Raw genomic sequence first — 19,521 nt, 5'->3', positions numbered from 1 at the left:
AGTAGGCAAATTCGCTTACTTTCAGCTTGCGGCTTGTACTGCTTTATCAACCCCATCAATCATCCTGTTCAGCCTTTATCAGCCCACCTAGACTCGGCCCACTTCCAAAAAAGGTAGGCCGCCATGTCCGAGACGTTGCTCAGTTCCCGCAATCTGGCTTTCGAGCTGTATGAAGTCCTTGATGCCGAAGCCCTGACCCAGCGCGAACGGTTTGCCGAGCACAACCGCGAAACCTTCGATGCCGCCATTGGCACGGCCCGCAGCATCGCCGAGAAATTTTTCGCACCTCACAACCGTAAGAATGATGAAAACGAACCGCGCTACGAGAACGGCGAGGCGATCCTGATTCCCGAGGTGAAACCGGCGGTGGATGCCTTTTTGGAGGCCGGTTTCCTCAACGCCGCGCGCAGCTTCGACGCCGGCGGAATGCAACTGCCGACATTGCTGTCCCAGGCCTGCTTCGCGCATTTTCAATCGGCCAATGCCGCTTCGACCTCTTATCCATTCCTGACCATGGGCGCGGCGAACCTGATCGAGAGCTTCGGCAGCGAAGAGCAAAAACGCCGTTTCCTGCAACCGATGATCGACGGCCGATTCTTCGGCACCATGGCCCTGACCGAGCCCCACGCGGGCTCATCACTGGCGGATATTCGTACGCGCGCGGAGCCGGCTTGCGACGGCACCTATCGACTCAAGGGCAACAAGATCTTTATTTCCGGCGGCGATCATCCGTTGTCGGAAAACATCGTGCACATGGTGCTGGCGAAACTGCCGGATGCACCGCCAGGTGTGAAAGGCATTTCGCTGTTTATCGTGCCCAAGTTTTTGGTCAACGACGACGGCAGCCTCGGCCCGCGTAACGACGTGCTGTTGGCCGGACTGTTCCACAAGATGGGTTGGCGCGGCACCACGTCTACCGCGCTCAACTTCGGCGACAACGGCGAATGTGTCGGTTATCTCGTAGGAAAACCGCACCACGGTCTGAGCTATATGTTCCAGATGATGAACGAGGCGCGAATCGGCGTGGGTATGGGCGCAGTGATGCTGGGCTATGCCGGCTACCTGTACTCCCTCGAATACGCCCGCGAACGTCCGCAGGGCCGGGTACCCGACAGCAAGGACCCGACCGCCGCGCCCGTGGCGATCATCCAGCACGCCGACGTGCGCCGCATGTTGCTGACTCAAAAAGCCTACGTGGAAGGCTCATTTGACCTGGGCCTGTACGCGGCGCGGCTGTTCGACGACACCACCACCCTTGAAAGCGAGGCCGAGCGCCGCAGGGCCCATGAGCTGTTGGACCTGCTGACGCCGATCGTCAAATCCTGGCCATCGGAGTTCTGCCTGAAGGCCAACGAGCTGGCGATCCAGATCCTCGGCGGCCACGGCTACACCCGCGAATATCCGGTGGAGCAGTATTACCGCGACAACCGCTTGAACCCGATTCATGAGGGCACCCACGGTATCCAGTCGCTGGACTTGCTGGGGCGCAAACTGGCGCAAAACGGCGGTGCCGGGCTCAAACAACTGATTCGCCTGGTGGCCGACACCACCGAACGTGCCCAGCCATATGAATCGCTGACGTCCTTGCGTCAGCCGCTGGAGGCCCTGGTTACGCGCCTGCAAACGGTCACCCTCGGCCTGCTGACAGACCTGGCCCAAGGCAAGGTCAACAGCAGCCTGGCCAACTCAGCGCTGTACTTGAAGGTCTTCGGGCACATGGTGATCGGCTGGCGCTGGCTGGAACAGGCGATCCGTGCCGAGGAAGGACTTGCCAGGGGCAATGCAGCGGACAGCGACTTCTATCACGGCAAGCTGCAGGCCGCGCGTTACTTCCTGACTTGGGAAGTGCCCGGCTGCCACCACGAACTGGCAATTCTAGAGACGCGAGACGATACCTGCCTGGCGATGCGGGACGAGTGGTTCTGAGCCAAGACATTCAACGCGGCTGAAATCCAATCGCGAGAAAGCTCGCGATGGGCTTCAGGCCTGCTGAATAGTCTTGGCAATTACCTCGACCGTGGCGTTGACCTGTTCCTGGCATCGGTCGAGTTCCGCCCGGTGCTGCTTTTGCATTTCGATCTGCTGCGAGCACAGGTTCATGGCCGCCAGCACCAGCAGGCGGTCACCGATCAGCGTCGGATATTTGCGCTTGGTATCAGCCAGGGCGGACTTGAGCATCGAAGCGGCGTCCAGCAAGGCCTGCTCCTGCCCGGCCGGTGCCTTGATCGAATAATCCTCCCCGAGAATCGAGACGACTGTTACCCCGTCGACCCCGTGTTTCATGCGCTGGCCGTTGCGTTGCTGGCGCGCTCGACCAGGGCCTTGATACGCGCGGTGGTAGCGCCATGCAATTCTTCCTGCTCCATGAGGTTCAGCTGCAGGCTTTCGTTTTCATCCTTGGCCTTGGCCAGTTCAGCGCTCAGTGTTTCGTTCAGGCTGGTGAGGTCGCGGTTCTGTTGCACCAGGTCGTTGACCAATTGCTCCAGCTGACTTAGGGATGCTTCCAACATATTGATTTCCAGGCTTTTTCAAGGGGCGCGTACGATAAAGAAAAGTCACCGTCGGCGCCACGACTCAGAGGGCGGCAGTGCTCCGCTCGCGAGCTGTAAAGACTGTGAACACAGCATCTGGTTCCGACCCTTCGTCGCACCACCGGCCACGGAGTGCGACAAAAGCACGCAGTGCCCTCAAGACTTGACAGGCCAGACCGATAAGTCAGTGAAACCAGTCACAGCCCCGCACGGACGCGCTTCTTCACGGTAACTTCCATGTCCCTACGTAATATGAACATCGCGCCGCGGGCGTTCCTGGGGTTTGCCATGATCGGCGCCCTGATGCTGGCCCTGGGCGTCTTTGCCTTGAGCCAGATGAGCAAGATCCGCGAGTCGGGCGAAACCATCGCCCAGAACAGCGTACCCAGCATCAAGGCCCTGGACGAGTTCACCCAGCTCGCCCTGCGCCTGCGTGTGTTGTCCTATCGCCTGCTGACCAACCGCGAATCGGACGTCCAGCAAAAAACCTACGAGCTGTTCGAGCAGCGCAACCAGCAGATCCGCGAAGCGCAGACCGAATATGAAAAACTCATCAGCGCCCCTGACGAACGAGCCGCCTACGACCAGTACGTACAGCTGCTGAACCAGTACCGCCAGCTTGAAGAGCGGATGAAAACCCTTTCGCGCAATAATCAGCTCGACCAGCTGCAAGCGCTGCTCAACACCGAGTTGCTGAGCAACTCCGACGCCGTCAACGCGGCGATCACCCGTCTTACCGAGATCAACAACCGGCAAGCCGAGACGCTCAACCAGGACGCGGCACACCAGTACTCAACAGCGTTCACCTGGGTCGTCACGCTGCTGGCCATCGCCACCGGCCTGACCCTGCTGTTCGCCTGGCTGCTGACCAACAGCATCACCAAGCCGATCGCCAACGCCCTGGATGCCGCCGAGGAAATCGCCAAGGGCAACCTGACCCGGCCGATCACCGTTGATGGCAGCGACGAAGCCGGCCGCCTGTTGCGGGCAATGGCGACCATGCAGGACAAATTGCGCGACACCCTGCAGCGGATCTCCGGCTCGGCCACGCAACTGGCCTCCGCCGCCGAAGAGCTCAACAGCGTCACCGACGAAAGCGCCCGAGGCCTGACCCAGCAGAACAACGAAATCGAGCAGGCTGCCACCGCAGTCAACGAGATGACCAGCGCCGTGGAAGAAGTCGCGCGCAACGCGGTCAGCACCTCCGAAGCCTCGAAACATGCCACCACGTCGGCGGGCGATGGCCGGGACTTGGTACAAGAAACGGTCGGCGCCATCGAACGCATGAGCGCCGATGTACAGAGCACCGCTACGTTGATTGGTAACCTGGCTAACGAGTCCCGCGACATCGGCAAGGTGCTCGATGTCATCCGCGGCCTGGCGGACCAGACCAACCTGTTGGCGCTGAACGCGGCGATTGAAGCGGCACGCGCCGGTGAAGCCGGTCGTGGTTTTGCGGTGGTCGCCGACGAAGTCCGCGCCCTCGCCCATCGCACCCAGCAGTCGACCAGCGAGATCGAACGCATGATCGGCAGCATCCAAAGCGGCACCGAACACGCCGTGGACTCGATGCGCAACAGCACCGAGCGCGCCGAGTCGACGCTGAACATCGCCCGCGGGGCAGGCATGTCCCTGGACACGATCAACACGGCCATCGTCGAAATCAACGAACGCAACCTGGTGATCGCCAGCGCCGCCGAAGAACAAGCCCAAGTGGCCCGTGAAGTGGACCGCAACCTGGTGAACATCCGCGACCTGTCGGTGCAATCGGCCACCGGCGCCAACCAGACCAGTGCCGCGAGTGCAGAGCTGTCGCGTTTGGCGGTGGACTTGAACAGCATGGTTGGGCGGTTCAGCCTTTAACCGAAACTTGCCCTTGTGGCGAGGGGATTTATCCCCGCTGGGCTGCGAAGCGACCCCCCGATATGTGCTGCCATGCAGTCAGCAGGCGAGCGCTTCGCACTCGAGCGGGGATAAATCCCCTCGCCACAAGGGCTATCCCCAACCTTTTTTGACAGCATCACATTTCAACAGGTTAGAATCGCTGGCACGCAGACTGCATGGTCAGTTTGTGCCCTGTCCCCTCAAGATTTCCGGAGTACTGCCTTTGACCGCGACGACCATCAACAGCCTGTTCTTGATCGGCGCGTTGCTGGTGAGTGCGAGCATTCTGGTCAGTTCCCTGTCGTCCCGCCTGGGCATCCCCATTCTGGTGATCATCCTGGCCGTGGGCATGGTAGCCGGTGTCGACGGCGCCGGTATTCTGTTCGACAACTACGCCACGGCTTATCTGGTCGGCAACCTCGCATTGGCCGTCATCCTCCTCGACGGTGGCTTGCGCACGCGGGTTTCAAGCTTCCGGGTGGCCTTGTGGCCGGCGCTGTCGCTGGCGACGGTCGGGGTGTTGATCACCACCGGACTGACCGGCTTGGCGGCGGCGTGGCTGTTTGATCTCAATCTGATGCAGGGCTTGTTGATCGGCGCAATCGTCGGTTCCACCGACGCCGCGGCGGTTTTCTCGCTGTTGGGCGGCAAGGGCCTGAACGAACGGGTCAGCGCCACCCTGGAAATCGAGTCCGGCAGCAACGACCCGATGGCGGTGTTCCTCACTGTCACCTTGATCGGCATGCTCGCCAGCGGTGAAACCGGCCTGCATTGGAGCCTGCTCGGGCATCTGGTGCGCGAGTTCGGCATCGGCGCGGTGATCGGCCTGGGCGGTGGCTGGCTGATGTTGCAACTGGTCAATCGCATCAACCTCGCCAACGGCCTCTACCCGATCCTGGTCATCAGCGGCGGCCTGGCCGTGTTCGCCCTGACCAACGCCCTGCACGGCAGCGGCTTCCTCGCTGTGTACTTGTGCGGCTTGGTGATCGGCAACCGTCCGGTGCGCAGCCGCCACGGCATCCTGCACATGCTCGATGGCATGGCCTGGCTCGCGCAGATCGGCATGTTCCTGGTGCTGGGCCTGCTGGTCACACCCCATGACTTGCTGCCTATCGCCCTGCCCGCCCTCGGCCTGGCCTTGTGGATGATTCTGTTCGCGCGGCCGCTGTCGGTCATGGTGGGGCTGTTGCCGTTCAAGGCGTTCCACGGCCGCGAGAAAGCCTTCATTTCCTGGGTCGGCCTGCGCGGCGCTGTACCGATCATCCTGGCGGTATTCCCGCTGATGGCCGGCTTGCCCCACGCGCAGCTGTATTTCAATCTGGCCTTCTTTATCGTCCTGGTGTCGCTGTTGGTGCAAGGTACGAGCCTGCCTTGGGTCGCCAAGCTGCTGCATGTGACCGTTCCGCCAGAGCCGTTGCCGATTTCGCGGGCGGCGCTGGAAGTTCATGTCACCAGCGAGTGGGAGCTGTTCATCTATCGCCTCGGCGCCGAAAAATGGTGCATCGGCTCACCGCTGCGCGACCTGAAAATGCCCGACGGAACACGTATCGCGGCCCTGTTTCGTGGCCAGCAGCTGCTCCATCCGTCGGGTAGTACGGTGCTGGAAGTCGATGATTTGCTGTGCGTAATTGGCCATGAACACGATTTGCCGGCCCTGGGAAAACTGTTCAGCCAGGCACCGCAACGAGGCCTGGATTTGCGCTTCTTCGGCGACTTCGTGCTCGAAGGAGACGCCCAGTTGGCCGCGGTTGCGGCGCTGTACGGGCTGCAACTCGATGGCATCGATCCAGACATGACCCTGGGCCGCTTCATTGCCCAGAAAGTTGGCGGAGCGCCAGTAGTCGGCGACCAGGTGGACTGGAACAACACCCTGTGGACCGTCGCGGCCATGGATGGGAACAAGATCGGCAAAGTGGGCGTCAGATTCCCCAAAGGAAGTCGCCCGGGTCCCGGCTTGTTCCTCTAAACTGCTCCCACTCTCACTTGCTTGACCGGTCTCTATGCCTACCCTGCGCTCCTTTTTTGCCATCGCCCTGCTCGGCCTGAGTCTTTCCATCTGCACGGTGCAAGCCGCCGAACCGCCCACCAGCACCTCGGTGCAGGCCAGCCTGGAAAAGATCGGCGACCGCAAGCTGCCGGAGGCCGACCAGAAAGCCTTGCAGGCCGTGTTGCAGAACACCCTGACGCAACTCTCCAGCAAGGCCGACTACGAGCAGAAGCTGCAGGCGCTCAAGCAGCAATTGGCGAACGCACCTCGGCAGAACATCGAGAACCAGCGTGAGCTGGCGCGACTCAAGGGCACCACCGTTGTTCCGGTGGCGCAACGCTACGCCAACCTGCCGATCCCCCAACTCGAGCAGATGCTGACGGAACGCTCCACCCAGCAGAGCGACTTGCAAAAAGCCCTGGCCGATGCCAACAGCCTGGTCATCACCGCGCAGACCCGTCCGGAGCGGGCCCAGGCTGAAATTTCCGCCAGCCAGACCCGCATCCAGCAAATCAATACCATCCTCAAGGCCGGCCGAGATGCCGGCAAAGCCTTGAGCGGCGAGCAGCGCGACCAGCTGAACGCCGAACTGGCGGCCCTGAATGCGCTAATTCCGCTGCGCCGCCAGGAACTCGCCGGCAACAGCCAGTTGCAAGACCTGGGCAACAGCCAGCACGACTTGCTGTCGGAAAAAATCGATCGCATGGAGCGGGAAATCCAGGACCTGCAGAACCTGATCAATCAGAAGCGCCTGGCTCAATCCCAGGAAACCGTGACCCAGCAGTCCATCGAAGCGCAGAAGGCCGGCGGCAGCAGCCTGCTGGCGACGGAAAGCTCGGCCAACCTCAAGCTCTCCGATTACCTGCTCAAGAGCACCGACCGCCTCAACGAGGTCACCCAGCAGAACCTGCAGACCAAGCAGCTTCTGGACAGCGTGACCCAGACCGATGCGGCCCTGGATGAACAGATCAGCGTGCTCAAGGGCAGCCTGCTGCTCTCCAAGATTCTCTACAAGCAGCGCCAGACCCTGCCGCGCTTGAAGCTGGATCAGAACCTGGCCGACCAGATCGCCGACATCCGCCTCTACCAATTTGAAGTCAGCCAGCAACGCGAGCTGCTGAACAATCCGAGCGCCTACGTCGATAGCCTGCTGGCGTCCCAGCCGTCGGAGCAGGTCACGCCGCAACTGCGCAAGACCCTGCTGGAACTGGCCCTTACTCGCGTTGACCTGCTGGAGCGACTGAACCGCGAATTGAGCGCGGTGCTCAACGAATCCATTACCTTGCAGCTCAACCAGAAGCAATTGCTCAGCACGGCCCAGAACCTGCGGTCCACCCTCGAAGAACAGATGTTCTGGATTCCCAGCAACAAGCCGCTGGATTTCGAATGGATGCGTGGCGTGCCGGCCCGCCTGGAGAAACAGGTCGACTCGCTGCCCTGGGCTTCCAGCCTCAGCGAACTGGCCGACGGCCTGACCCAGCGACCGTTGCTGTTCCTGCCGCTGGCGCTGCTGATCGGTGCACTGCTGTGGCGCCGCAAGAATCTTTACGCGCGCTTGAACAAGGTTCACCAGGATGTCGGGCACTTCAAGCGCGACAGCCAGTGGCACACGCCCCAGGCGATCCTGATCAATATCCTCTTGGCGATGCCGGTGGCCCTGGCGCTGGCGCTGTGCGGCTACGCCCTACAGATTGACGCCCGCGGCCAGAACACCAATCTCGGCGCGGCACTGTTGCAGATCGGGCAAGCCTGGCTGGTGTTCTACACCGCCTATCGAATCCTCTCCCCAGGCGGCGTGGCCGAGCTGCACTTCCGCTGGGAAAAACCCCAGGTGGAATTCCTCCAGGGCTGGATCCGTCGACTTGGGCTGGTGGTGCTGGCCTTGGTCGCAGTGGTGGCCGTGGCGGAGTTGCAACCGTCGGCCCTGGCCGATGACGTGCTGGGCATGCCGGTGGTACTGACCTGCTACGCCTCGATGGCCTGGTTGCTCAGCCGGTTGCTGCTCAGCAGCCCTACGCACAAGAACACCTCGCTGTTTCGCAAGGCCGTCGGCGTGCTGTTCACCGCGCTGCCGATCGCACTGTTTGTCGCCGTATGCTTCGGGTACTACTACACCGCGCTGAAGCTCAGCGACCGCTTGATCAACACGCTCTATTTGCTGATGTTCTGGCTGGTCATCGAAGCCACCTTCGTGCGCGGCCTGTCGGTCGCTGCGCGGCGCCTGGCCTACCAGCGTGCCCTGGCCAAGCGCCAGGCGGCCAAGGAAGCCGGCGACGGCGAAGCGGTGGTGGAGGAACCGACCCTGGACATCGAGAAGGTCAACGAACAGTCCCTGCGCCTGATCCGCCTCGCCCTGCTGGGCGGCTTCATGGCCGCGCTGTACTGGGTCTGGTCGGACCTGATCAGCGTGTTCTCCTACCTGGACAACATCACCCTTTACGAATACACCAGCGGCACTGGCGTCAACATGAGCATGGTGCCCATCAGCATCGGCGACATGCTCGGCGCGCTGATCATCATCGGCATCACCTTCGCCCTGGCGCGCAACCTGCCGGGCCTGCTGGAAGTGTTCGTGCTGTCGAAGCTGAACCTGGCCCAGGGCAGCGCCTATGCCACCACCACGCTGCTGTCCTATGTCATCGCCGGCGTCGGCTTCGTCACCACGCTGTCCACCCTGGGCGTGAGCTGGGACAAACTGCAATGGCTGGTGGCCGCGCTCTCGGTGGGCCTGGGCTTCGGCATGCAGGAGATTTTCGCCAACTTCATCTCGGGGATCATGATCCTCTTCGAGCGCCCGGTGCGGATCGGCGACACCATCACCATCGGCAACCTGTCGGGCACGGTCAGCAAGATCCGCATTCGCGCGACCACCATCACCGACTTCGATCGCAAGGACATCATCGTCCCCAACAAGACCTTCATTACCGGGCAATTGATCAACTGGTCGCTGACCGACACCGTGACCCGCGTGACGTTGAAGTTGGGCGTGGACTACGGCTCGGACCTCGATCGGGTGCGCGAGCTGCTGCTCAAGGCTGCCCGCGACAATCCGCGTGTCCTGAAGGAACCGGAGCCTATCGTGTACTTCCTGAATTTCGGCGAAAGCACCCTCGATCATGAACTGCGCATGCACGTTCGCGACCTGGGTGACCGCAACCCGGTACTCGATGAAATCAACCGTTTCATCAACCGCGAATTCAAAAAGGAACATATCAACATCTCGTTCCGTCAGATGGAGATCTATCTGAAAAATCTGCAAGGCCAGGAATACAAATTGGTGCCCGCCGAACCCGACAACAAGACCCTCGGCCCTGTGCCCTCGGCGGTAGCCAGCATCAAGCCCGTTCCGGAGCCACCGCAACAGACTCTCGACTGATCGCGCGGTGCCTGCGGGCAACCCGCCGGAGACAGCCATGAAAACGCTGGAAACGCTGACCTTCGATAACCGTTTTGCCCGCCTGGGCGACGGTTTCTCGGCCCACGTGCTGCCCGAGCCTATCGACAATCCGCGCTTGGTGGTTGCCAGCCCGGCCGCCATGGCGCTGCTGGACCTGGATCCGGCCGAAGCCGAGGCACCGTTATTCGCCGAGATTTTTGGCGGCCACAAGCTGTGGGCCGAAACCGAGCCTCGGGCGATGGTGTATTCCGGGCACCAGTTTGGCCATTACAACCCGCAACTGGGCGATGGCCGAGGGCTGCTGCTGGGAGAGGTGTACAACGAGGCCGGTGAGCACTGGGACCTGCACCTCAAGGGCGCCGGGCAGACACCGTTTTCGCGAATGGGCGATGGGCGAGCGGTGCTGCGCTCCTCGATCCGCGAATTCCTCGCCTCCGAAGCGCTGCATGCCTTGGGCATCCCCACGACTCGTGCCTTGTGCGTGATCGGTTCGGACACTCCGGTGTGGCGCGAAAAGCAGGAGCGCGCCGCCATGGTGCTGCGCCTGGCGCCGAGCCATGTTCGCTTCGGCCATCTCGAATATTTCTACTACACCAAGAAGCCCGAGCTACACGCGACGCTGGCCGAGCATGTGCTGAACCTGCATTTTCCCGAATGCCGCGAGCAGCCGGAACCGTACCTGGCGATGTACCGCGAGATCGTCGAGCGCAATGCCGAGTTGATTGCCAAGTGGCAGGCCTACGGTTTCTGCCACGGCGTGATGAACACCGACAACATGTCGATCCTGGGCATCACGTTCGACTTCGGGCCGTTCGCCTTCCTCGACGACTTCGATGCGAACTTCATCTGTAACCACTCCGATGACCAGGGCCGCTACTCGTTCAGCAACCAGGTGCCCATCGGCCAGTGGAACCTCAGCGCCCTGGCCCAGGCGCTGACGCCGTTCATCAGCGTCGACGCCCTGCGCGAAACGCTCGGTTTGTACTTGCCGTTGTACCAGGCCCACTACCTGGACCTGATGCGCCGCCGACTCGGCCTGACCCAGGCCGAAGAAGATGACCAGAAGTTGGTGGAACGCCTGCTGCAATTGATGCAAAACAGCGGCGTCGACTACAGTCTGTTCTTCCGTCGACTGGGCGAGCAATCTCCCGAGCAAGCCGTCGCCACCCTGCGCGATGACTTTGTCGACCTCAAGGGTTTCGACGCCTGGGGCGAACGCTACATCGCCCGGGTCAATCGCGAAGGCCCCATTGATCAAGACCAGCGCCGCGCCCGCATGCATGCCGTCAACCCGCTGTACGTGCTGCGCAACTACCTGGCCCAGAAAGCCATCGACGCCGCCGAGTCCGGCGACTACGAAGAAGTCCGCCGCCTGCACACCGTACTGAGCAAGCCGTTCGAAGAACAACCGGGGATGGACAGCTACGCCGAGCGCCCTCCGGAATGGGGCAAGCACTTGGAGATCAGTTGCTCGTCGTGACCCTCTCGCCAGACGCATCAATCCCCGTGGCGAGGGGGCTTGCTCCCGCTGGGCTGCGCAGCAGTCCCAAAATGGACTGACGCGCTTTTCAGACTGACCGCGTCAACCAGATTACGACGGCTGCGCCGCCGAGCGGGAGCAAGCTCCCTCGCCACGGAATCAGGGTTGCCTGGACGAGAGTCATCGTAGGCTGCTCACCCCGCCTTATCGTTCCCCTGCTCAGGCGTCTCGATCCCTGACTCCGTCTCTTCACTGGCCGGTTCTTGCGCAGGTTTTTCATCGGGATAGCCAGGCATGCCGCGGGCGTCTTCAGGGGTCAATTCATCACGGTCGTGCCGGCTGTCGGTGGCGTAGGCCGGGGCGGCGTTGGGGTCTTCGTCGCGGCCGGCGGTGCCGAGGACGAAGCCGTCGTCGTTGGGGTTGTCTACTGCCTGGGGAGTAGCTGGGTCTTGAGGATGGCTCATGGGACCTCCTGAGGTTGCAAACGGGTACGTCGTGTCTTTTTTGAGGCCGTGACACGTTTACAGTGCGGCGCACCTGATGAATGGCAACCTGCTGGAGACAGCCCTAGGCCATATCGCTGTGGCTGAACTCCTCGGCCAGAAAGTCAATCAGCGAGCGCACCGACGGCAGCAACCCGCGCCGTGACGCAAAGATCGCATGGACGATCCCGCACTTGGGCGTCCAGCCTGGCACCAGTTCCACCAGCCGCCCGGCCGCGATGTCCTCGCGCACCACTACGGTGGGCAGGTGGGCGATGCCGATGCCTGCCAGTACCGCATGACGCAGGGCCAGCAAATCATCGGTGACCATGCGCGGCTCATGGCGGATCAGCGCGCGGGTGCCGTCCGGGCCGAACAATTCCCACTGATACTCGCGCTGCGCCGCGCCCCAATGCACGCTCGGCAGGCCATTGAGGTCCGCCGGCGAGGCAGGTGAAGACAAGCGCTCGAGAAACGACGGCCCGCCCACCAGGCACTGGGTGCTGTTGCTCAGCACTTTCATGACCATGTCGGTGTTTTCCAGCGGCGGAAAGCGCACCCGCAACGCGATATCGAACCCTTCATGAATCAGGTCGACCCGGCGGTTGGTGCTCTCGATGAACAACTCCACCCGCGGGTACTTGAGCATGTAGCGCGTCAGCATCGGCCCGACCCAACTGTTGAGCAGCACCGTCGGGCAACTGATGCGCACCAGCCCTTGGGGCTCGGAGCGGTTGCGCTCGATGACCTCCGCAGCGCTTTCGGCCTCGACCCGCATCGCCAGGCACCGTTGGTAATAGGCCTGGCCGATCTCCGTCAGCGTGCAATGGCGACTGGTGCGATGGAGCAATCGCACCCCGAGCCGCTCTTCTAGCTGGGCGATACGCCGGCTGAGCTTTGACTTCGGCATGTCCAGTGCGCGGCCGGCCGCGGCGAACCCACGGTGCTCAACCACTTGGGTGAAATAGTAAAGCGTGTTGAGGTCTTCGATGATCGTTCTCCAAATAGAACGCTAAGGCTGATTTTCGCAGTCTAGCGGTTCAAAGGTGCCAGTTTTAATCTACACCCATCGAAACGCAACACGGATTCAAACCGGCGCTTCGGCCAGATGAGTTACCGAATAATCGCTGCACCGACATTAAAAACCTTAACCACGCCGAACCTTCGGCAACCAAAACTTAATGAGGGCTACGCCATGACTACTTCCTACAACCGTCTCGACAAAGATAACGCTGCTGTTCTGCTGGTAGACCACCAGGCTGGCCTGCTGTCGCTGGTACGCGACATCGATCCGGACCGTTTCAAGAACAACGTGCTGGCCCTGGCCGACCTGGCGAAGTATTTCCAACTGCCGACCATCCTCACCACCAGTTTCGAAACCGGCCCCAACGGCCCGTTGATGCCCGAACTGAAGACGCTGTTCCCGGACGCCCCGTACATCGCCCGTCCTGGCCAGATCAACGCCTGGGACAACGAAGATTTCGTCAAGGCAATCAAGGCCACCGGCAAGAAGCAGCTGATCATCGCCGGCGTAGTGACCGAAGTTTGCGTGGCCTTCCCGGCGCTGTCGGCCCTGGCCGAAGGTTTCGAAGTGTTCGTGGTCACCGATGCGTCCGGAACGTTCAACGAACTGACCCGTCAATCTGCCTGGGACCGCATGTCTTCCTCGGGTGCGCAACTGATGACCTGGTTCGGCCTGGCCTGCGAACTGCACCGCGACTGGCGCAACGATGTGGAAGGACTGGCGACCTTGTTCTCCAACCACATCCCGGACTACCGTAACCTGATGACCAGCTACAACACGCTGACCAACGCTAAATAACAGCCACACCCCTTCCGCCCCTGTGGAGCGTGCAGACGCCCACGGGGGTTTTGCGCTGGTCGCAACTTGGTGTTCAATCTGTGCCAGGCCATTTGAATTTTTCCAGGAGACGATCCGATGCTGATCCCCTGCCCCCATTGCAATGGGCTCAATCGCATCCCCGCCGAACGCCTGGGCGACCAGCCCAAGTGCGGGCGTTGCAAAGCCCAGGTGCTTTCAAGCAAACCGTTCGAACTCAAGCAAGGCGACTACGCCAGCCAGATCAAGGGCGATCTGCCGTTGCTGATGGATGTCTGGGCGCAGTGGTGCGGCCCGTGCAAATCCTTCGCGCCGGTGTTCGAACAGGCCGCCGCACAGCTGACCGGCAAGTGCCGACTGGCCAAGCTCGACAGCGAAGCCAATCAGCAGCTCTCGGCGCAGTTGGGGATTCGTTCGATTCCCAGCCTGATTCTCTTCAGGGACGGTCGGGAGGTAGCGCGCCAGAGCGGCGCGTTACCGTTGCCACAACTGATGAGTTGGTTGCGCAGCCAGGGGATTTGAAGCCCCGCATTATTTGCGCAGCCAGGATCAGGCGCTTTCCAGCAAGCCATGCAACTCCACGAACTGCTGGGTCAGCTTATGCCGCGGATCCAAGTGAATCAGCGGCAGGCTCGCTTGGTGCGACTCACGCATGCGCACCGAACTGCTCAGGTAGACGGGCAGCACCGGCAAGCCTTCGGCGATCAGTTCGTCGAGAATCTGTTGAGGCAGGCTGGCGCGGGCCTGGAACTGATTGACCACGATGCCTTCGACTTCCAGCCCCTCGTTGTGGTCTTCCTTGAGTTCCTCGATTTCCGCCAGCAGGCCGTACAGCGCCTGGCGGGAAAAACTGTCGCAATCGAAGGGAATCAGCACACGGTCGGCGGCGATCAACGCTGATACAGCGTAGAAGTTCAGCGCTGGCGGCGTGTCCAGATAGATCCGGTCGTAATCCTCGTCCAGCTCTTCGAGCAATTTACGCAGCTTGTTGATCTTGTGTTTCGCCTCAAGCTTGGGCTGCAAATCCGTAAGCTCCGCCGTGGCGGTGATCACGTGCAGGTTATCGAAGGGCGTTTCGTAGATATCCACTTTGTTCTTTTTCGAAAAAGGCCCGGACGATAGGGTCTGCTTGAAAAAGTCCGCGATACCCATGGGAATGTCATCGCCCGTCAGGCCGGTCAGGTATTGAGTGGAATTGGCCTGGGCATCCAGGTCGACCAAAAGCGTGCGATAACCCTCGCTGGCGCTGACCGCCGCCAGATTGCAGGCGATGCTGGACTTGCCCACGCCACCTTTCTGATTGAACACCACACGCCGCATATCAAAACCTCCGTGTATCAAAGATTCCCGAGTGTAGTAGGCCTACGCGCCGCTTCGCTACCTTCAGCGGGGGCGGATTACGGCATCGGTGGCTTTTTCGGACAACCGAGCGTCAATTGACCTGCAAGATGACGGAAGTGGCTTACAGACGAGCCTCGTCACAATCGTGACAATGGCCCTGCCGAGCCGGCCCCGACCAGCCGACGGTTGCCCTGGACAAAATGTAACCAGTATTTGCTACAAGCCAACCGCACCGGGATAATGCGCGCCACTTGGGTCGCAAGGCCATGCAGGGTTAGACGCGGGTCAAGCCACTGAACCGTGACAATAAAAGCCCGCAGGGGTGGGATAAGTCTGTGATCAACTTCAATATCGCCCAATGGCGCGCGTGGGCTCCTGGGCTCGAAAGCGTGGACGATTGGCGGGCATGGAGCCGACAACCGGTCGTGCCGCCCGTCAGCGATGCGGCCCCTGACGTATCGTTCCTGCCCGCCATGCAGCGGCGACGCCTAAGCCGCCTGGCCCGCATGGCTTTCAGCGCCGCCTGGCCGCTGGCCGAGGGGCGAGCGGACCTACCGTTGGTCTTTATTTCCCGTCACGGCGAAACCCCACGCACCTTTGAGATTCTCAAGGACCTGGCAGCCGACCAACCCTTGTCGCCCACCCAGTTCAGCTTGTCGGTGCACAACGCCGTCATCGGCCTGTGGTCGATCATGCGCGGCGAAACCAGCGAAATGACCGCTCTGGCCGCGACGGGCGATGGCCTGGAACACGGCATGCTGGAAGCCGCCGCCCTGTTGAACGAAGGCGAGCCCGCGGTGCTGTTGGTCATCACCGAAGAACAACCGCCCAGCGTGTATGCGCACTGGGTCGATGACGTACCGTTTCCCTACGCAGTGGGGCTGCTGCTGACCCGAGGCGAAGATTGGCAACTGGCACTATCCAGCCCGCCAGACCCAATGCCCGGCTGCGACTGGCCCCATGCACTGGATCTGGTGCGTACGCTGCTGGGCAATCAAACCACTTGCCAACATGCCTGGAAGAATCGTCTATGGACCTGGCAACGCAACCAGTGACCGGTAAACATCGCGACGCCTATTACTGGCGCCTCTTCGCGACCGCTGCAAGCTTCGCCCTTTTCGGGCTGGGCGGGCTGTGCCTGCGTGTGCTGGTGTTCCCGTTGCTCAATGCGTTGCCAGGCGATCCCCGGACCCATCGACAACGGGCCCGCCGCACGGTGGGGCGCCTGTTCTGGTTCTTTATCCGGTTCATGGCCCGTACCGGCGTACTGACCTATCAAATCGACGGCGCGGAGAAACTCGGCCGTCCCGGCCAGATGATCATTGCCAACCATCCGTCGCTGATTGACGTGGTGTTCCTGATCGGGCTGGTGCGCGACGCCAATTGCGTGGTCAAGCAAAGTCTGTGGGACAATCCTTTCACCCGGGGCCCGCTGCGTTCGACGCAATACATCAGCAACGATGGCAGCATGGACATGCTTGACGCCGCCAGCGACGCCTTGCAAGACGGCCAGTGCCTGATTGTCTTCCCCGAAGGCACGCGCACCCAGCCAGGCCAGGCACCGGCCTTTCATCGGGGGGCGGCGGCCATTGCCTTGCGGGGCGCGACAATCCTGACGCCGGTAACGATCAAGGTCAGCCCGACCACCCTGACCAAGGCCGAACCCTGGTATCGGATCCCCAAGCGCCGCGTGCACTTCAGTTTTCGCGTGGGGGCCGATATAGACCCACAGGCGTTCGCCGCGCTGGGCCCCGCGCCGCAGGCCTCGCGCAGGCTCAACGATTTTTTGCATCATTATTTCATCAAGGAGCTCGCCGTAGATGAGCGATCTGCACCGTGACATCAAACAGCTGATCATCGACGCCCTCGGCCTTGAGGATATTAGCGTCGACAACATCGGCGACGAGCAGACCCTGTTCGGCGAAGGCCTGGGCCTGGACTCGGTGGATGCCCTGGAGCTCGGCCTGGCGATCCAGAAGCAGTACGGCATCAAGATCGACGCCGACGCCAAGGACACCCGTAACCATTTCAGCAATGTGGCAAGCCTTGCGGCCTTCGTCACTGCAAAACGCCCCTGAGACCGGACTATGCAAACTCGTGACGACATTTTCATTACCCTGCGCGATGCCCTGGTCGAGCTCTTCGAGCTGGAGCCCGAGCGTGTGACGCTGGATTCGAACCTGTACCAGGACCTGGAAATCGACAGCATCGATGCGGTCGACCTGATCGACCACATCAAGCGCCAGACCGGCAAGAAAATCGCCGCCGAGGAATTCAAATCGGTGCGCACCGTCAACGACGTGGTCGAGGCGGTCTATCGACTGGTCCAACCGGCCGCATGAGCCGGCTGATCGGCCTTGGCCTGCTGCTGGCGGGCCTGCTGTATCCCTTTGCGGTGTATTTCGGCATGGAGCACTTTGCTCCTTGGCAGTTCGGGTTGTTGTTGGGCTGCCTGTGGCTGGCCCGGGCGCTGCTTGGCAAGGGCAGGCCGGGCCGCCGCTGGATGGCGGGCACGGCGATCATCTTTTGCGTGCTGCTCGCGGTGTTCGATAGCCCGCTCCTGCTGCGCTGGTATCCGGTGCTGATCAGCGCGTTCATGCTCGGGCTGTTCACGCTGAGCCTGAAATATGGCCCACCAATGATTGAACGCCTGGCCCGCCTGCGCGAACCGCAGTTGCCGGCCAAAGCGGTGGTGTATACACGCCAGGTCACGGTGGCCTGGAGTGTATTTTTCCTGTGTAACGGTTTGCTCGCCGCCGCCCTGACCCTATGGGCGCCGCTGAGCTGGTGGATGTTGTACACCGGCCTGATTTCCTACGGATTGATGGGGCTGCTGTTTGCCATTGAATGGCTCATACGACAACGGGTAAGAGGCCGCCCATGAATTGGATAACGCTTGAGCAACTGTTGCTCGAGGCGCAACCGGAACGCGCTGTAACCGTCGATCCGGCGTTGAATCACGCACAGTTGCGCGCAAACGCGCTAGGCCTGGCCGCAGGCCTGCAAGCCGGGGGCATCCGCCGCGTGGCCGTGTACTTCGAAGATGCAGCCGATCTGGCGACAGCGCTGCTCGGTGCCTGGCGCGCGGGCGCGCACATCCTGCTGCCCGCCGACCTGCAAGCCCAGACGCGCCAACGCTGGTCGGCCGATGTCGACCTGTGGTTGACCGACCAGGCCGGCGACACGCATCCCAACGATTTTCATCAGGCCCCGCTGGACGCCGCCGAACTGGACCTTGATGACTGTTGGCTGAGCCTTTGCACCTCCGGCTCCAGCGGCGAACCCAAGCGCATCGAGAAAACCCTGCGTCAGCTGAGCAACGAAGTCCAGGCGCTGGAGCAATTGTGGGGTGCCGACCTTGGCCCGGCAGCCTGCATGATCGGCAGCGTCGCCACTCAACACATCTACGGCCTGCTGTTCCGGGTGCTGTGGCCGCTGTGCGCCGGACGCACCTTTGTGCGTCGGCAATTGGCGTTTCCGGAAGACCTGCAACGCGCCAGCCGCGAACAGCCGGCATTTGCCTGGATCGCCAGTCCGGCGCTGCTCAAACGCATGGGCGACAACCTCGACTGGCCGGCCTTGAGCTGCGTGCGCCGGGTATTTTCCTCCGGCGGTGCCTTGCCTCCCGAGGCTGCGCAAAGCTTGCAACAACGCCTGGGACAATGGCCGACCGAAGTGTTCGGCAGCTCGGAGACCGGCGGCATTGCCTGGCGCCAGGGCGGCAACCTATGGCAGCCCTTCGCCGGTGTCGAGCTGAGCCAGGACAGTGACGGCGCCTTGCTGATTACCTCGCCCTATCTGCCGATCGGCCATGTGGAACACACCGCCGATGCGGCGCGGATCGCCGCAGATGGGCGTTTCGAATTGCTCGGTCGCTTGGATCGCATCGTCAAGCTTGAAGAAAAACGTATCTCCTTGCCGATGCTGGAACAGGCGTTGACGGCTCATGAATGGGTCAGTGAAGCGCGGTTGGGAGTCGTGCAGGAGAATCGCGCCTCCCTCGGTGCCCTGCTGGTGCTTAGCGAAACCGGCCTGCACGCTCTGCGCAATCTGGGCCGACGCGCCGTTACCCAAGCGCTGCGCCAGCACCTGAGCGGGCATTGCGAAACCTTGGCCTTGCCCCGACGTTGGCGCTGGCTGCGGCAACTGCCGCTGAACACCCAAGGCAAGCTGCCCCAGGCCGAAGTCGAAGCCGTGCTGATGGCGCCCCGCCCGAAAACCCCCGAACTGCTTGAGCAAACCGAAACCGAAGGCGAGTGGAACCTGTGCCTGGCAGTGCCGCCAGACTTGGCTTACTTCAGTGGCCACTTTCCCACCGCGCCGGTCCTTCCGGGCGTGGTTCAGGTCGATTGGGCTTTGAGCCTCGGCCGGCAACTGCTGAACTTGCCGCCCCGATTCCTTGGCATGGAGGTTCTTAAATTCCAGCAACTGGTGCGACCCGGCGATGAAATCCAACTGCACCTGCGCTTCGACCGTGAGCGCGGCAAGTTGTATTTCGCCTACCGCAACGCGGCGGCGGCCTGCTCCAGTGGGCGGATTGTGTTGGGGGAAAACAATGCCTGAGTACCTGCACACAATG

18 protein-coding genes are annotated in these 19,521 nt (G+C 61.7%); 13 read left to right on the top strand and 5 right to left on the bottom strand.

The features are described 5' to 3' along the window. Positions 1 to 123: 123 nt before the first annotated feature. Complete coding sequence (locus HU762_RS19430; protein ID WP_186639754.1) at positions 124 to 1,926, top strand: acyl-CoA dehydrogenase; 1,803 nt, start codon at positions 124 to 126, stop codon at positions 1,924 to 1,926. Positions 1,927 to 1,980: 54 nt separating this feature from the next. Here HU762_RS19430 and HU762_RS19425 read toward each other — a convergent pair whose 3' ends face one another. Beyond that, on the bottom strand, positions 1,981 to 2,283 hold the full coding sequence (locus HU762_RS19425; RefSeq protein WP_186639752.1) for a cell division protein ZapA: 303 nt from the start codon (positions 2,281 to 2,283) through the stop codon (positions 1,981 to 1,983). Continuing rightward, complete coding sequence (locus HU762_RS19420) at positions 2,280 to 2,510, bottom strand: hypothetical protein (protein WP_186639750.1); 231 nt, start codon at positions 2,508 to 2,510, stop codon at positions 2,280 to 2,282. The genes HU762_RS19425 and HU762_RS19420 overlap by 4 nt, the downstream gene beginning before the upstream one ends. A gap of 258 nt (positions 2,511 to 2,768) precedes the next feature. Here HU762_RS19420 and HU762_RS19415 point away from each other — a divergent pair, with 258 nt between their 5' ends. From HU762_RS19415 to HU762_RS19400, 4 genes are all read left to right on the top strand, one after another. After that, positions 2,769 to 4,394, top strand: a complete 1,626-nt coding sequence (locus tag HU762_RS19415) for a methyl-accepting chemotaxis protein (RefSeq protein WP_186639749.1) — start codon at positions 2,769 to 2,771, stop codon at positions 4,392 to 4,394. Between the two features lie 244 nt (positions 4,395 to 4,638). After that, positions 4,639 to 6,381 (top strand): potassium/proton antiporter, encoded by a 1,743-nt coding sequence (locus tag HU762_RS19410; protein WP_186639747.1) that lies wholly within the window; start codon positions 4,639 to 4,641, stop codon positions 6,379 to 6,381. A 34-nt stretch (positions 6,382 to 6,415) separates the two neighbouring features. Further along, positions 6,416 to 9,778, top strand: coding sequence for a mechanosensitive channel MscK (gene mscK, locus HU762_RS19405; protein WP_186639745.1), 3,363 nt, complete (start codon positions 6,416 to 6,418; stop codon positions 9,776 to 9,778). A gap of 37 nt (positions 9,779 to 9,815) precedes the next feature. Next, a complete protein-coding gene (locus HU762_RS19400) occupies positions 9,816 to 11,279 on the top strand; it encodes a protein adenylyltransferase SelO (protein WP_186639743.1) in 1,464 nt (487 codons plus the stop codon). A gap of 194 nt (positions 11,280 to 11,473) precedes the next feature. Here the strand turns inward: HU762_RS19400 and HU762_RS19395 are convergent, their stop codons facing one another. Further along, complete coding sequence (locus HU762_RS19395; RefSeq protein ID WP_186639741.1) at positions 11,474 to 11,743, bottom strand: hypothetical protein; 270 nt, start codon at positions 11,741 to 11,743, stop codon at positions 11,474 to 11,476. Between the two features lie 103 nt (positions 11,744 to 11,846). After that, complete coding sequence (locus tag HU762_RS19390; protein WP_346656875.1) at positions 11,847 to 12,752, bottom strand: LysR family transcriptional regulator; 906 nt, start codon at positions 12,750 to 12,752, stop codon at positions 11,847 to 11,849. A gap of 204 nt (positions 12,753 to 12,956) precedes the next feature. Here HU762_RS19390 and ycaC point away from each other — a divergent pair, with 204 nt between their 5' ends. After that, positions 12,957 to 13,583 (top strand): isochorismate family cysteine hydrolase YcaC, encoded by a 627-nt coding sequence (gene ycaC / locus HU762_RS19385; protein WP_018603387.1) that lies wholly within the window; start codon positions 12,957 to 12,959, stop codon positions 13,581 to 13,583. A 117-nt stretch (positions 13,584 to 13,700) separates the two neighbouring features. After that, on the top strand, positions 13,701 to 14,123 hold the full coding sequence (gene trxC, locus HU762_RS19380; protein ID WP_186639739.1) for a thioredoxin TrxC: 423 nt from the start codon (positions 13,701 to 13,703) through the stop codon (positions 14,121 to 14,123). A 27-nt stretch (positions 14,124 to 14,150) separates the two neighbouring features. Here trxC and HU762_RS19375 read toward each other — a convergent pair whose 3' ends face one another. Then, entirely contained in the window at positions 14,151 to 14,921 is a 771-nt protein-coding gene (locus HU762_RS19375) for a ParA family protein (RefSeq protein ID WP_186639737.1), read from the bottom strand. A gap of 356 nt (positions 14,922 to 15,277) precedes the next feature. Here HU762_RS19375 and HU762_RS19370 point away from each other — a divergent pair, with 356 nt between their 5' ends. Genes HU762_RS19370 through HU762_RS19345 form a run of 6 tightly spaced genes read left to right on the top strand, consistent with a single transcriptional unit; the run spans position 15,278 to position 19,505 of the window. Beyond that, positions 15,278 to 15,997, top strand: a complete 720-nt coding sequence (locus HU762_RS19370) for a beta-ketoacyl synthase chain length factor (RefSeq protein ID WP_186639735.1) — start codon at positions 15,278 to 15,280, stop codon at positions 15,995 to 15,997. Beyond that, the gene (locus HU762_RS19365; protein WP_186639733.1) at positions 15,973 to 16,782 is read left to right on the top strand and encodes a lysophospholipid acyltransferase family protein; all 810 of its coding nucleotides are present in this window, start codon (positions 15,973 to 15,975) and stop codon (positions 16,780 to 16,782) included. The genes HU762_RS19370 and HU762_RS19365 overlap by 25 nt, the downstream gene beginning before the upstream one ends. Beyond that, positions 16,763 to 17,020 carry a phosphopantetheine-binding protein gene (locus HU762_RS19360; protein WP_186639731.1) on the top strand — a complete coding sequence of 86 codons (258 nt, stop codon included), beginning with the start codon at positions 16,763 to 16,765 and terminating at the stop codon, positions 17,018 to 17,020. Before HU762_RS19365 ends, HU762_RS19360 begins: the two co-directional genes overlap by 20 nt. A gap of 9 nt (positions 17,021 to 17,029) precedes the next feature. Next, positions 17,030 to 17,284, top strand: a complete 255-nt coding sequence (locus HU762_RS19355; protein WP_186611795.1) for an acyl carrier protein — start codon at positions 17,030 to 17,032, stop codon at positions 17,282 to 17,284. Beyond that, positions 17,281 to 17,826 (top strand): hypothetical protein, encoded by a 546-nt coding sequence (locus HU762_RS19350; protein ID WP_186639729.1) that lies wholly within the window; start codon positions 17,281 to 17,283, stop codon positions 17,824 to 17,826. The genes HU762_RS19355 and HU762_RS19350 overlap by 4 nt, the downstream gene beginning before the upstream one ends. Beyond that, positions 17,823 to 19,505: an AMP-binding protein gene (locus tag HU762_RS19345; protein ID WP_186639727.1), complete on the top strand. Its 1,683-nt coding sequence runs from the start codon at positions 17,823 to 17,825 to the stop codon at positions 19,503 to 19,505. Before HU762_RS19350 ends, HU762_RS19345 begins: the two co-directional genes overlap by 4 nt. Positions 19,506 to 19,521: the final 16 nt, after the last annotated feature.

It is taken from the genome of Pseudomonas sp. SWRI92, from assembly GCF_014268685.1.
Classification (GTDB): domain Bacteria; phylum Pseudomonadota; class Gammaproteobacteria; order Pseudomonadales; family Pseudomonadaceae; genus Aquipseudomonas; species Aquipseudomonas marvdashtae.
The sequence above is the reverse complement of the archived record's forward strand: the minus strand, read 5'-3'. Positions and strand labels throughout refer to the sequence as shown.

Excerpts from the sequence above, each read along its gene's own strand:
- HU762_RS19375 (WP_186639737.1), bottom strand. The coding sequence starts at position 14,921 with ATGCGGCGTGTGGTGTTCAATCAGAAAGGTGGCGTGGGCAAGTCCAGC.
- HU762_RS19350 (WP_186639729.1), top strand. The coding sequence starts at position 17,281 with ATGAGCCGGCTGATCGGCCTTGGCCTGCTGCTGGCGGGCCTGCTGTAT.
- HU762_RS19395 (WP_186639741.1), bottom strand. The coding sequence starts at position 11,743 with ATGAGCCATCCTCAAGACCCAGCTACTCCCCAGGCAGTAGACAACCCC.
- HU762_RS19425 (WP_186639752.1), bottom strand. The coding sequence starts at position 2,283 with ATGAAACACGGGGTCGACGGGGTAACAGTCGTCTCGATTCTCGGGGAG.
- HU762_RS19415 (WP_186639749.1), top strand. The coding sequence starts at position 2,769 with ATGTCCCTACGTAATATGAACATCGCGCCGCGGGCGTTCCTGGGGTTT.
- trxC (WP_186639739.1), top strand. The coding sequence starts at position 13,701 with ATGCTGATCCCCTGCCCCCATTGCAATGGGCTCAATCGCATCCCCGCC.
- HU762_RS19345 (WP_186639727.1), top strand. The coding sequence starts at position 17,823 with ATGAATTGGATAACGCTTGAGCAACTGTTGCTCGAGGCGCAACCGGAA.
- HU762_RS19355 (WP_186611795.1), top strand. The coding sequence starts at position 17,030 with ATGCAAACTCGTGACGACATTTTCATTACCCTGCGCGATGCCCTGGTC.
- HU762_RS19360 (WP_186639731.1), top strand. The coding sequence starts at position 16,763 with ATGAGCGATCTGCACCGTGACATCAAACAGCTGATCATCGACGCCCTC.
- HU762_RS19400 (WP_186639743.1), top strand. The coding sequence starts at position 9,816 with ATGAAAACGCTGGAAACGCTGACCTTCGATAACCGTTTTGCCCGCCTG.
- HU762_RS19430 (WP_186639754.1), top strand. The coding sequence starts at position 124 with ATGTCCGAGACGTTGCTCAGTTCCCGCAATCTGGCTTTCGAGCTGTAT.
- mscK (WP_186639745.1), top strand. The coding sequence starts at position 6,416 with ATGCCTACCCTGCGCTCCTTTTTTGCCATCGCCCTGCTCGGCCTGAGT.
- HU762_RS19365 (WP_186639733.1), top strand. The coding sequence starts at position 15,973 with ATGGACCTGGCAACGCAACCAGTGACCGGTAAACATCGCGACGCCTAT.
- HU762_RS19420 (WP_186639750.1), bottom strand. The coding sequence starts at position 2,510 with ATGTTGGAAGCATCCCTAAGTCAGCTGGAGCAATTGGTCAACGACCTG.
- ycaC (WP_018603387.1), top strand. The coding sequence starts at position 12,957 with ATGACTACTTCCTACAACCGTCTCGACAAAGATAACGCTGCTGTTCTG.